The 13,189-nt window shown below is 44.8% G+C and carries 10 protein-coding genes and 1 pseudogene; 4 read left to right on the top strand and 7 right to left on the bottom strand.

All coding sequences use genetic code 11. From position 1 onward, the window contains the following. Window positions 1-3: 3 nt before the first annotated feature. The 3 genes from H8A87_RS09745 to hexA all read right to left on the bottom strand — a co-directional run bounded on the left by H8A87_RS09745 (window position 4) and on the right by hexA (window position 2,832). Window positions 4-678, bottom strand: a complete 675-nt coding sequence (locus H8A87_RS09745) for a NuoB/complex I 20 kDa subunit family protein (protein WP_198689776.1) — start codon at window positions 676-678, stop codon at window positions 4-6. Window positions 679-693: 15 nt separating this feature from the next. Further along, window positions 694-1,137: an NADH-quinone oxidoreductase subunit A gene (locus H8A87_RS09740; RefSeq protein ID WP_198689775.1), complete on the bottom strand. Its 444-nt coding sequence runs from the start codon at window positions 1,135-1,137 to the stop codon at window positions 694-696. 711 nt (window positions 1,138-1,848) lie between these two features. Beyond that, a complete protein-coding gene (hexA, locus tag H8A87_RS09735) occupies window positions 1,849-2,832 on the bottom strand; it encodes a transcriptional regulator HexA (protein WP_198689774.1) in 984 nt (327 codons plus the stop codon). Between the two features lie 800 nt (window positions 2,833-3,632). Between hexA and H8A87_RS09730 the strand changes: the two genes are divergently transcribed. Together H8A87_RS09730 and yfbR are read left to right on the top strand one after the other, a co-directional pair. After that, window positions 3,633-4,847: a pyridoxal phosphate-dependent aminotransferase gene (locus H8A87_RS09730; RefSeq protein WP_198689773.1), complete on the top strand. Its 1,215-nt coding sequence runs from the start codon at window positions 3,633-3,635 to the stop codon at window positions 4,845-4,847. Window positions 4,848-5,070: 223 nt separating this feature from the next. After that, a complete protein-coding gene (yfbR, locus tag H8A87_RS09725) occupies window positions 5,071-5,652 on the top strand; it encodes a 5'-deoxynucleotidase (protein ID WP_198689772.1) in 582 nt (193 codons plus the stop codon). A gap of 96 nt (window positions 5,653-5,748) precedes the next feature. On the opposite strand, the gene H8A87_RS09720 is transcribed toward yfbR, so the two are convergent. The 4 genes and pseudogenes from H8A87_RS09720 to yfbV form a co-directional block, all read right to left on the bottom strand. Next, complete coding sequence (locus H8A87_RS09720) at window positions 5,749-7,578, bottom strand: SLC13 family permease (RefSeq protein ID WP_198689771.1); 1,830 nt, start codon at window positions 7,576-7,578, stop codon at window positions 5,749-5,751. An 88-nt stretch (window positions 7,579-7,666) separates the two neighbouring features. Next, the gene (locus H8A87_RS09715) at window positions 7,667-8,341 is read right to left on the bottom strand and encodes a sugar phosphatase (protein WP_269749538.1); all 675 of its coding nucleotides are present in this window, start codon (window positions 8,339-8,341) and stop codon (window positions 7,667-7,669) included. A gap of 93 nt (window positions 8,342-8,434) precedes the next feature. Next, a pseudogene (locus H8A87_RS09710) lies at window positions 8,435-8,559 on the bottom strand (YfbU family protein); the annotation flags it as partial. 92 nt (window positions 8,560-8,651) lie between these two features. Then, a complete protein-coding gene (gene yfbV, locus H8A87_RS09705) occupies window positions 8,652-9,107 on the bottom strand; it encodes a terminus macrodomain insulation protein YfbV (protein WP_198689789.1) in 456 nt (151 codons plus the stop codon). A gap of 264 nt (window positions 9,108-9,371) precedes the next feature. Between yfbV and ackA the strand changes: the two genes are divergently transcribed. Together ackA and pta are read left to right on the top strand one after the other, a co-directional pair. Further along, window positions 9,372-10,574, top strand: coding sequence for an acetate kinase (ackA, locus tag H8A87_RS09700; protein WP_198689770.1), 1,203 nt, complete (start codon window positions 9,372-9,374; stop codon window positions 10,572-10,574). 184 nt (window positions 10,575-10,758) lie between these two features. After that, entirely contained in the window at window positions 10,759-12,903 is a 2,145-nt protein-coding gene (gene pta / locus H8A87_RS09695) for a phosphate acetyltransferase (protein ID WP_198689769.1), read from the top strand. The last annotated feature ends 286 nt before the right edge of the window (window positions 12,904-13,189 follow it).

Genomic DNA, 13,189 nt, shown 5'->3' with positions numbered 1-13,189 from the left:
GCCTTAAATTTCATCTGGAGTACGCAGATTTTTCACTGCAATACGTTCACCGCGTTTCCGTTCTCTTTCTGATTGCATATTGGCGCGGTAAACCCCCTGATCGCCAACAACCCATGACAATGGGCGGCGTTCTTTGCCTATGGACTCCTGCAACAGCAGCAGTGCCTGCATATAGGCTTCTGGGCGGGGAGGACAGCCAGGAATATAAACATCTATAGGGATAAACTTATCGACCCCTTGAACCACAGAGTAAATATCGTACATACCACCGGAGTTTGCACAGGCTCCCATTGAAATAACCCACTTTGGTTCCAGCATTTGATCGTACAGACGCTGAATAACAGGCGCCATTTTTACGAAACAAGTTCCGGAAATCACCATGAAGTCGGCCTGACGGGGAGATGCTCGCAATACTTCTGCACCAAAACGTGCGACATCGTGAACCGCAGTAAATGACGTCACCATTTCCACATAACAACAAGAAAGGCCGAAGTTATAGGGCCACAGGGAGTTTTTTCTTCCCCAGTTCACCATGTCATGCAGAGCATGCTCTAATTTGCCCATATAGACACTACGGTGAACGTGCTGCTCCAGGGGATCGCTAACAATTTCCTGTTTTTGCAGGGGATAACGGTCATTCTCACCGTTCGGATCTATGCGGGTGAGCGTATAATCCATCTTTATGCCTCGCTATTACTGCCTATGACTGTTGTTGGTATAAGTGTCAGCACTAGGTTTACTGACTTGACGTTTTGAACGCGCTGGCGTCCAATCCAACGCTCCAATTCGCGCCAGATAAACCAAGCCTGCCAATAACACCAAAATGAAAATACTTGCTTCGGCAAAGCCCAACCAGCCACTCTCTTTGATTGAGACGGCCCATGCATATAAGTAAAGGGCTTCAACGTCGAAGATGACAAAGAACATGGCAACCAGATAAAACTTCGCCGACAGACGGAGACGAGCACTGCCGACTGAGTCGATACCTGATTCATAAGGTATGTGTTTTGCCCTGGCTTTCGCTCTGCCACCCATGAAGTATCCGCCCAGTAACATGAGCGCACACAGACCAAGGGCACCTATTAGGAAAACCGCAAATGCCCAGTGATGGGCTAAAATTCCAGTGGATGTAGACATACTCGTTGCTTACTCATCAAAAGTGGTGTCAAGGTATCTGCTCTTTTTGCTGGCAGTATTGCACCACATCGATTCATGGGAAGGGATAACAACCAAATATGAAACAGCGCTAATAAATATTTCCTATCGCTTGAATCGTCTTGGTTTTTATTCCTCTCAACAATATTTTGCCGCAATGGCAAAAGTGCTTACATATTTATTTACAAACCACAAACCATTGATTAACAGATTGTGCTGGTATATCGCTAAAACGTGTCAGTCGTGTAAAAAAACACCTTCCTGATACAACTAGTCTAACCGATAACTCGACTTTACTACACCATTATCGCAGGAAAAACCTGTCTTTCCACTGCACTGACTGGGGTATTTTTATGATCAAGCGCACAGTTTCATTGAAAAACATTCAACACTTGAACGAAATTCATTCAACCCTTAATAAATTGTTTCTAAAAAGAACTATCGAACGGCGATAAGACTGCTATTTCCGAAAACGGATTTATATTATCAATTTAGCAAAATAGAATTTGTTAACACAGCAACATTCTTTTAACTAAAATTCGAAAGAGATAGGAAAATTAATAGAGTATATTTCTTATTGGAAATATCAGAAATGGAAATGAAAACCTAGGAGGATTATTAATAGACAATTAGCAACAGGCTAATATCTCCACAAATAAAATGGAAATATTAGCCTATAAAAACACTTAATACTTATTCGTCTATATTTTCGACGGAAGTTTCATCAACTGATTCAGTCGATTTGGTGGGTTCAATAGATTCATCCGTTTCGTCGGATTCAACAGATTCAACAGGCGTTACGGTATAAGGTGTTTTCTTATTTTCTATTGCATCAAAAACAGTCAAAACAGATTCATTCTGTTCGTTACTGTTACGATATAAGAAGAATTGAATTTCCGGCAGGCGTGGTAAGCCTTCACTTTCACCCAGAATTCTCAGATCTGCATTATGCATTTCCAGAGGGCGAGCGGTAATACCAACTTCTGCATTCACAGCTGCACGAACGGCAGACAGGGAAGCAGCTTCATACGCAATGCGCCACGAAATACCTGCCATATCTAGCGTATCCAAAGCTATCTGGCGGAATGGGTTGGTTTCATCCATCGTAACCAAGGGTACAGGCTCGTTTGTCTGCAATTGGAAATCCGGCGCACAGTGCCACAAAACAGGCGAAGAGCGTAGGATCGTTTTAGGATGGTGGTTAATTTTTGCTGTGGTTAATGCCAAATCAATCTCATGGTTATCCAACATGCTTTCGATAAACTGAGCGCGCTTAATCCGCACATCAACGGCCACACGTGGATAGACAGAGGCAATACGGTTCAATAAGAAAGGAAGAAGTGTATCAACAGCGTCATCTGATACGCCTATTCTCAGTTCACCGTCTGCATCATTGTAGGTTAATGATGCTGTTGCATCGTCATTGGCACGAAGGATCTGGCGTGCGTAACCAAGAAGTTGAAGCCCATGCTCGGTCAGAAGCTTATTGCGGCCGTGACGAGCAAATAGTTCTCTCCCCACAAGATGCTCTAACCGCTGCATTTGCTGACTCACAGCTGACTGCGTTCTAGAAACAGCTGCTGCTGCTGCTGCAAAAGTATTTAAGTCAGCAACGGCAACAAAAGTTCTTAGCAGATCGAGATCGAGGTTTATTATCTGACGATTTGCATTTATCATTGTTTATTCATCACTTTTTTTTGATTTTAATTACTAACTAACCTGGTGTTTTACTTCAGCAGTATCAAATAAAATAATACCGATTGTGACATTACTCTACTCTATTAAATAGGGCAAAGGTTTACTGCATTTTTTTTACTATTTAGAACATCATGGGGTTTTATTTTCTCCTTACTTAACAAAATTTATGCAATCCAAAAATAAATTAGAGATAAAACTCTATTTACATCACATAATCCCCAATTTCCAGTACAAATATCCTTTTTCTGACTTTCTTCAAAGAATAACATAACCTGAATTAGGAAAACTTAATGCGGCAAGATAATATTAGTATTTTTAATGAATTAATCTTTCCATAAAATAGGCCTGAAAATGTTATGGGTAAAAACTCAAAAAAATTGTCTAACTATCATATGATAAAAACCTAAATTAACTTTACGTCAGTAAAGATAAATTATAAGAATACATTATACAAATCTTCTTACTTTTATTGACAATTCAAGGTTCCCTAAACAAATTGACTAAAAAAACCATTGTCAAAATGTCATCCCATCACTCTCAACCAACTAAAAACCTTCCATTATGCAGAATTTAACTTCAATTTAAATTCTAAATTAAGAATAATAAACCAATAAATAGTGTAATTTCAGAGAGCAAGCTTAGGCATTTATTCTTAAAACAACCGTTTTAACCAAAGATATCAAAGTCTCTTCAAAAGACAGACCGAGAAGAGTACATTGAACATTACACTTTTTATGCCGGATAGTATCCATTTTTCCAAGAGGTTAAGGCGGCTCTCTATGTTTTCCATTAATAAATCCAGTAAATTAGACAATGTCTGCTATGACATCCGGGGGAATACCCTCAAAGAAGCCAAGCGACTCGAAGAAGAAGGCAATAAAATACTGAAATTAAACATTGGTAATCCGGCGCCATTCGGCTTCGAAGCACCCGATGAGATTTTAGTCGACGTCATCCGTAATTTACCCACAGCCCAAGGTTATTCTGATTCAAAAGGGTTGTATTCTGCGCGCAAGGCGATCATGCAGCATTATCAAGCCAGAAATATGCTGGATGTTACCGTTGAAGATATCTTTATTGGCAATGGTGTTTCTGAACTTATCGTCCAATCCATGCAAGCCCTGTTGAATACAGGGGATGAAATGCTGGTTCCTGCGCCTGACTACCCTCTTTGGACCGCGGCAGTATCACTTTCCAGCGGCAATGCCGTCCATTATCGGTGTGATGAGCAACAAGGCTGGTTTCCTGATTTAGATGATATCCGCCGTAAAATTACCCCGCGTACCCGTGGCATTGTTATTATTAACCCGAATAACCCAACCGGTGCGGTATATAGCAAAGAATTGTTACTGGAAATAGTGGAAATAGCCCGTCAGCATAATCTGATTATTTTTGCCGATGAGATTTACGACAAGATTCTATATGATGATGCCCAGCATCACTCGATTGCGGCATTAGCTCCTGACCTCTTTACCGTCACCTTTAATGGCCTGTCAAAAACCTATCGCGTTGCCGGTTTCCGTCAAGGCTGGATGGTACTGAATGGCCCGAAAAAACAGGCAAAAGACTATATTGAAGGGTTGGAAATGCTGGCATCAATGCGCCTGTGTGCCAATGTGCCAATGCAGCACTCAATTCAAACGGCATTGGGCGGCTATCAGAGTATCAGTGAATTTATTCTTCCCGGCGGCAGACTCTATGAACAGCGCAATCACGCATGGGAATTGATTAATCAGATCCCGGGAGTTTCCTGTGTGAAACCAATGGGCGCACTGTATATGTTCCCCAAAATAGACATCAAACGTTTCAATATTCATGACGATCAGAAAATGGTGCTAGATCTGTTACTACAGGAAAAAGTTCTGTTGGTTCAAGGCACAGCATTTAACTGGCCAGAGCCAGACCATTTCCGTATTGTCACCCTGCCGCATGTCACTGACTTACAAATGGCTATTGATAAATTTGCCCGCTTTATCGGTAACTATCACCAATAACCATAATATTCATCATTCAGAGCCTATCCCAGTCAATATTAATAACCTAATGGGGTAGGCCCTTATCCAAAATAAGCAAACTTATTTCTTACTTACCGCTATTTTTCAAGTTACTGCTTGAAAGATGGATGGGATATATTGGAGAAAATGAGCGCTGAATAGGTTTACTTCCCCTCTCCATCCGCTCACAATTAATCATATTATTCCTCTGCAAGAGAAAATTATGAGCCATTTTTTCGCCCAATTATCCCGCTTGAAATTAATCAACCGTTGGCCTCTCATGCGAAATGTGCGCACAGAAAATGTTTCAGAGCACAGTTTGCAGGTCGCTTTTGTCGCACACGCACTGGCGGTAATCAAGAACCGCAAATTCAACGGTAATGTCAATGCCGAGCGAATCGCCCTGTTGGCGATGTATCACGATGCCAGCGAAGTCATCACCGGGGATTTACCTACGCCGATTAAGTACTACAATCCCCAAATTGCCTATGAATATAAAAAAATAGAAAAAATTGCCCAACAGAAATTATTGAATATGCTGCCAACTGAATTACAGGATGATTTTCGTTTCATCTTGGATGAGCACTGCCATACCGAAGAAGAAATTCGCATTATTAAACAGGCTGATGCGTTATGTGCTTATTTGAAATGTTTAGAAGAACTTTCGGCGGGAAATACTGAATTTAATCAGGCCAAAACTCGGTTGGATAAAACGCTGACAGAACGCCACAGCGAAGAAATGGATTATTTTATGAATGTATTTGTGCCAAGTTTCAGCCTCTCCCTTGATGAAATCAGCCTATAGCTATCTATGGTCATCCTACGATGACACCCATCCGAAAAATCTGATCTATAGCCATGATGCGGCTTCACATTATGCTGAAGCCGCATCATGGAAGCATCAGAACGGAAAAAGTATTGGGATAATCGCAACGCTAATCCCCATAACAATAAATGTAAAAGGTACGCCCAGTTTCAGGAAATCTGCGAAGCGATATCCGCCAGGCCCCAATATCAATGTGTTAACGGGAGATGAAACGGGTGTCATGAATGCCGCCGAAGCCGCTACGCCAATAATCATTGCAAAAGGCAAAGGGGAGACAGACATCTCATTCGCCGCAGCAATCGCAATCGGTGCCATTAATACCGCCGTCGCAGTGTTGGAAATAAATAATCCGATAATGGCACAAAGCACAAACAGGCACATTAACATCACCCGCGGCCCCATATTACCTGCAATATCCATCAATCCACGGACAATTAAGTCAATGCCGCCCGTTTTCTGCAATGCCAGTGCAAAAGGCATCATGCCGACAATCAAAATAATGCTCGGCCAGTGAATGGCACGGTAAGCGCTTTCCATATCGATACAGCGAAATTTCCCCATCAGCAAACAGGCAATCAACGCAGCAATAAAATTCGGAATTTCATTAGTGAGCATCATGGCAACCATCAAGGCAAGACAAAACAACGCATGAGGCGCCTGTGATGCTGCGGGAGCCGCGCTTTCCACCTCAATGGGCAGATTCAGCACAATGAAATCAGGTGTTTTAGTTTTCAACGCGCGAACCAGTTTCCAATCGCCAATCACGAGCAAAGTATCACCGAGTAACAAAGGCTCATCAACTAACTTGCCCTCCAATGCCTTGCCGCCGCGCCGAATCCCCACCACATTAAGACCATAACGTGTGCGGAACTTCATACCACACAACGATTGCCCCAATAAATCAGATTCAGGGATCACGGAAACCTCAGCCATACCGACATCACGGGATTGCTCCGAAAAATACTCCCCGCGTAATACCATCGGCTCTAACTGTTGCTCACTGCAAAATTCCCGCAAATCGACATCACTATCAGACATATCCACCAGCAGGACATCCTGATCCTGCAATTCCATATCTCCAGTGGCTGCAACCATCACCCGGCGAAACTTACGCCAGCGCTCAATACCAATAACATTGGCGCTATAACGAGCACGCAGCCCCGACTCATCCAGTGTGTAACCAATCAAAGGTGAAGTTTTGCGGATAGCAAGGCGGCGAGCGCGACCAGACAATTTATAGTCGCGGATCAAATCACGAAATGTTCGATGGTAACGTTCGTCCACTGCCTGATGAGAATTTCCTCCCAGCCAACGGCGGGCGATCAGCATATAAACCACCCCTGCCATCAACACTAAAATACCAATCGGTGTAATGGAGAAAAAATCAAAGCCTCTCAACCCCTCACGCACCAGCTCACTGTTGACGACCATATTGGGCGGCGTCGCTACCAATGTCATCATGCCACTGATCAAGCCCGCAAACCCCAACGGCATCATCAAGCGTCCCGGTGAAATTTTCATTCTGGCTGCCACACTCAAGACAACAGGAATGAAGATTGCCACAACTCCGGTTGAGCTCATGAAAGCCCCCAACCCCGCAACCGACAACATTAACCAAGCCAACATCTTGGTTTCACTGTTACCGGCAACACGAACCAGCCAATCCCCCATCTGATAGGCAACCCCCGTCCTCACCAGCCCTTCGCCAATGACAAACAGAGCGGCAATCAACAACACATTGGGATCACTAAAACCGACAGTGGCTTCACTTAACGTCAGTGTGCCACTCAAGACAAATGCAATGATCACCAATAAAGCCACAACATCCATTCTGACTTTATTGGTGGTGAAAAGCACAATAGCTATCAATAGCAGGGTCAATACCCACAACAGTTCGCTATTCAATCTGGCCTCTATCAACGATACCTTTAAACGATACAAACGTTAATTGGGTAAGTAGACCATTCTTCTCAAGGAAAATCCCACGTTATGATCAATAATCTTCCTGATTTGTGGTGTAAATCGATACATAACCGCCAGATTTGGCAATTTCAATATCTTCCAGATTATTAATCGTCAAATGGATCTCATCACGGCGCGGAATATCTGGCAAATCGTGGACTACCACCACCTGACAGCCCGCATCCAGCCCAGCATGCACTCCCGCAATGGCATCTTCAAAGACCACACATTCCTCTGGCAATAACCCCAGTTTTTGGGCCCCTAGCAAATAAGGTTCAGGGTTTGGTTTTCCATTTTTGACAGATTCAGCCGTCACCCAATGGGCAGGTTCCGGTAACCCCGTCACTTTATGGCGCGCAGAAGCGAGGGGAACGGTCCCTGACGTCACGATTGCCCACGGAATATCCAGCGCATTCAACTTATCAATCAGGGCAACGGCACCGGGCAAAGCAGTAATGCCTTCCGTATCTTCTGTTTCGAGTTTTTCAATCCATTTGAAAGTGCGAGCGATTTCCTCTTCACTGGCATCAGGCATAAAATGACGTAGTGATAATATCGCCGGGGTACCATGAACATAGTTCAACACTTTATTTCGATCGATAGCCATCTTATCGGCAAACTGGCACCATGCCCGCTCAACCGCGGGCAGTGAATCGATCAGCGTACCATCCAAATCGAATAAAAAACCTCTACATTTCAGTACCAAATCGGACTCCTTCAAACGCCGCAATGCGTTAATAATCTGATCAATCTCAACGGTGCTCAGATGGTATTATATAATTCCCCTCTGTATTCACCATAACTCACCAAAACCGCGATCCAACTCACGCAATTATAAACAAAAACCTGTTCGATAATGGTCTGGTAACGGCGATAACGTTCGACATATTCAGGCTCCAGCATGGACATGAGTTTGACAACCATTTATTGATCCGGACGGGGAATTTATCGATTAATTGATTCAGCAACTGCCAGAATACGGGTTCTGGCAGTTTAAAATGAGGATTTTCGGTGGCTTAAATATCATCAAGAAAAGAGTTGTCCAACTGCTTAAATGCCCGTTTGAGCAAATCAGCCAGCGAGAAATAAGTTGGGGCATTTTCCACAGGCGCCATTGCAATTCCTGCTTCCACAAATTTCTCCCTAATTTCATAAAACCATTTCAGCAGCCCTTCCGGTAAAGGTGTTGCCGCACGTTTTCCCAACCACCACAACCCCTGCAACGGCAAACTACAAGCAAACAGTGCCGTCGCCACCGACGGGCCCAATTGACCACCTAGTGCAATTTGCCATGTCAGAGTAAAAATTGCCAGTGGCGGCATAAAACGAATGCCAAAACGAGTCGCTTTAATCACGCGATTTTCAGGAAAAGCAGGCGCAAGCTGCTTTTCCAGTGGCCACGTTTTCAAATATTGCTGACCTAATTGCACTCGCTTGAACCAACCTTGGTTGATGGGTGGTGTCGTATTCATCATGACCTCAATCAATTAAAGGTATAGTTTTTAAAAAATTTCTACAAAAGATAAAAACTTTTTTGTAGTATTAATACTATTAAGTATATTTTGTCTTTATTGCTAGCAAACGGTATCCTACACAGACTTTTATATTGTTGCAGCAGCAAAACAGAAATTTTGACCTTTTTCGCAACAATTGGGTTCAGTTCGTTAACAAATTATTTCATTTCTTAACATTGTTCTTATTTAAGATTAGATCACAACAAGATAATAGGTATTTCCATGTCAAGTAAGCTGGTACTGGTTCTTAATTGCGGTAGCTCCTCCCTGAAATTCGCTATCATCGACCCTGCTAATGGTGAAGAGTATCTTTCTGGTTTATCAGAGTGCTTTAACCTGCCTGAAGCCCGTATTAAATGGAAAATAGATGGCGCGAAAAATGAAGCTGCTTTAGGTGCCGGCGCAGCACACAGCGAAGCGCTGAACTTCATTGTTAATACTATTTTGGCTGAAAAGCCAGAACTTTCCGCTCAAATTTCAGCCATCGGTCACCGTATCGTTCACGGCGGTGAGAAATTTACTTCTTCCGTGGTTATCACTGATGAAGTTATCAAAGGCATCGAAGCAGCTATTCCATTCGCACCACTGCACAACCCTGCTCACCTGATCGGTATCGCAGAAGCGAAACAAGCATTCCCTCATCTGGTTGAGAAAAACATTGCGGTATTTGACACTGCATTCCACCAGACTATGCCTGAAGAATCATACCTGTACGCACTGCCTTACAACCTGTACAAAGAGCATGGCATTCGTCGTTACGGCGCACATGGTACCAGCCACTTCTACGTTTCCCGTGAAGCAGCTAAGATGCTGAACAAGCCAGTTGCAGAACTGAATGTCATCACCTGCCATCTGGGCAACGGTGGTTCTGTTGCTGCGATTGTTAACGGTCAGTGTGTTGATACTTCTATGGGTCTGACCCCGCTGGAAGGTCTGGTTATGGGTACCCGTAGTGGTGACATCGACCCAGCCATCGTATTCCACCTGCACGATGCAATGGGCATGACCGTCGCTCAGATCAACACCCTGCTGACCAAAGAGTCTGGTTTCCAAGGTCTGACCGAAGTGACCAGCGACTGCCGTTACGTAGAAGATAACTACGAAACCAAAGCTGATGCTAAACGTGCTATGGACGTATTCTGCCACCGTCTGGCGAAATACATTGGTGCTTACAGCGCACTGATGGAAGGCCGTCTGGATGCGATTATCTTCACTGGCGGTATCGGTGAAAACTCTGCACTGGTTCGTGAACTGACCATGAAGAAAATCGCTCTACTGGGCTTCGAATATGACCACGAACGTAACCTTACAGCCCGCTTCGGCAAATCAGGTGTTATCAGTAGTGATAACAGCCGCCCTGCTCTGGTTATCCCAACCAATGAAGAATTGGTAATCGCTCAGGATTCAGCACGCCTGACCGCATAAGCAGCATGATTTTCAAGAACCGCCGGCAATGCCGGCGGTTCTCTATTCATGAATGTATTGATTTATATTTCCTTAATAAATATTGCGTTGGCTCATGGTGCATATTTCGTCTATTCATATAGCATTGAACCTATCGCATTGAGTCACATTTATTGACTGACGAGCAACCGTTAAAGAGGTTTCCGTGTCCCGTACAATTATGCTAATCCCCACTGGCACCAGCGTTGGTTTAACCAGTGTCAGCTTGGGTGTCATTCGCTCCATGGAGCAAAAAGGCGTCCGCCTGAGCGTTTTCAAACCTATCGCACAACCACGTCAAATGGGCTCTCAGGATCAAACTACTTCCATTATCCGCTCACACTCCGGCATCCACACTGCTGAACCCCTGGATATGGCACATGTGGAATCACTGCTGACCACCAACAAGAAAGACGTGCTGATGGAAGAGATCGTGGCGCGTTACCACGAAAACTCCAAAAATGCAGAAGTGGTTCTGATCGAAGGTCTGGTTCCGACTCGCAAACATCCGTTTGCCCAATCTCTGAACTACGAAATCGCCAAGACACTGAATGCTGAAATCGTATTTGTGACTGCGCTGGGCACCAACTCCCCAGAACAGCTAAAAGAGCGCATTGAACTGAGCCGTGCAGAATACGGTGGTATCAAGAACCAAAACATCATCGGTGTTATTGTTAACAAACTGAACGCACCCGTTGATGATCAAGGCCGTACTCGCCCAGATTTGTCTGAAATCTTTGACGAATCCACCAAAGCGACCATTGTACACGTTGATCCAAAAACCATATTCAAAAACAGCCCACTGCCAATCCTCGGCTGCATTCCATGGAGTTTTGACCTGATCGCTACCCGTGCGATTGATATGGCTAAACACCTGAAAGCGGACATCATCAACGCAGGTGACATCGAAAATCGCCGCATCAAATCCGTGACTTTCTGTGCCCGCAGCATCCCTAACATGCTGGAATACTTCCGTCCGGGTTCTCTGCTGGTGACTTCTGCTGACCGTCCTGACGTACTGATCACCGCATGTCTGGCTGCCATGAATGGCATTGAAGTCGGTGCCGTACTGCTGACCGGGGGTTACTCAATTGATGACTCCATCCGTGAACTGTGCGAACGCGCATTCAGCACTGGCCTGCCAGTTTTCACCGTGAAAACCAACACATGGCAGACTTCCCTGAACCTGCAAAGTTTCAGTCTGGAAGTTCCGGCTGATGACCATGAGCGGATCGAAAAAGTACAAAACTACGTTGCACAGCATATCAGCAGCGAGTGGATCGACTCTCTGGCCGCGGCATCAGAGCGTCCGAACCGCCTGTCTCCACCAGCATTCCGCTATCAGCTGACCGAATTGGCGCGTCAGGCTGGCAAGCGTGTCGTTCTGCCGGAAGGCGATGAACCACGCACCGTTAAAGCAGCAGCTATCTGTGCTGAACGTGGCATTGCAGAATGTATCCTGTTGGGTGATCCAGAAGAAATCCGTCGTGTAGCCGCGGCTCAAGGCGTTGAACTGGGTGCGGGCATTGAAATCGTTAATCCGGCGGCAGTGCGTGAACGTTATGTTCCGCGTCTGGTTGAACTGCGTAAAAACAAAGGCATGACCGAAGTGGTTGCCCGCGAACAACTGGAAGACAACGTCGTTCTGGGCACACTGATGCTGGAACAAAGCGAAGTTGACGGTCTGGTTTCCGGTGCAGTACACACCACGGCGAACACCATTCGTCCGCCATTGCAGTTAATTAAAACTGCACCAAACAGCTCACTGGTTTCTTCTATCTTCTTCATGTTGCTGCCAGAGCAAGTATTGGTTTACGGTGACTGTGCGATCAACCCAGATCCAACCGCAGAACAACTGTCTGAAATCGCTATTCAATCAGCGGATTCTGCGAAAGCATTTGGTATCGAGCCTCGCGTTGCGATGATCTCCTACTCCACGGGTAACTCTGGTGCGGGCAGCGATGTTGAGAAAGTGCGCGAAGCAACCCGTTTGGCCCAGGAAAAACGTCCAGACCTGATCATCGACGGCCCATTGCAGTACGACGCGGCTATCATGGCAGACGTGGCGAAATCCAAGGCTCCAAACTCACCCGTTGCAGGTCAGGCGACCGTGTTCATCTTCCCGGATCTGAATACGGGTAACACCACTTATAAAGCGGTACAGCGTTCTGCGGATCTGGTTTCCATCGGGCCAATGCTGCAAGGTATGCGCAAGCCTGTTAACGACCTGTCTCGTGGCGCACTGGTTGATGATATCATTTATACCGTTGCACTGACTGCAATTCAGGCAACTCAGCAAGAAAACGCGTAATTTATTGCGTGGTATTATATGAAACAACCCCATGCAGTTAGCTGGGGTTGTTTAAAAAACCCTTCCCTCTTTTGTTTCATAACACGGTTTCATTACACGTCCATCCAATACCGAATTAACCTTCTCCCCCAATCCAGCTGTTTTCTTTGATAATCATACAACTACAATTCATGCACCATGACGTCTAATCCCATCACACCTTTCCAGACAACAAAAAGTATCGACATCACATGCATTTTTCACTAATTTATCTGTGATTACCCTTATTAGAGTAGGTTTTCAGTTT

This window comes from Xenorhabdus lircayensis (assembly GCF_016306625.1).
In the GTDB taxonomy this organism is placed as follows: Bacteria; Pseudomonadota; Gammaproteobacteria; order Enterobacterales; family Enterobacteriaceae; genus Xenorhabdus; species Xenorhabdus lircayensis.
Note: the sequence above shows the minus strand (reverse complement) of the source record. Positions and strands in the feature narration are given on the sequence as shown.

Bases quoted from the DNA above. Each gene is read 5' to 3' on its own strand.
- H8A87_RS09745 (WP_198689776.1), bottom strand. From the start codon at position 678: ATGGATTATACGCTCACCCGCATAGATCCGAACGGTGAGAATGACCGT.
- H8A87_RS09740 (WP_198689775.1), bottom strand. From the start codon at position 1,137: ATGTCTACATCCACTGGAATTTTAGCCCATCACTGGGCATTTGCGGTT.
- hexA (WP_198689774.1), bottom strand. From the start codon at position 2,832: ATGATAAATGCAAATCGTCAGATAATAAACCTCGATCTCGATCTGCTA.
- H8A87_RS09730 (WP_198689773.1), top strand. From the start codon at position 3,633: ATGTTTTCCATTAATAAATCCAGTAAATTAGACAATGTCTGCTATGAC.
- yfbR (WP_198689772.1), top strand. From the start codon at position 5,071: ATGAGCCATTTTTTCGCCCAATTATCCCGCTTGAAATTAATCAACCGT.
- yfbV (WP_198689789.1), bottom strand. From the start codon at position 9,107: ATGAATACGACACCACCCATCAACCAAGGTTGGTTCAAGCGAGTGCAA.
- ackA (WP_198689770.1), top strand. From the start codon at position 9,372: ATGTCAAGTAAGCTGGTACTGGTTCTTAATTGCGGTAGCTCCTCCCTG.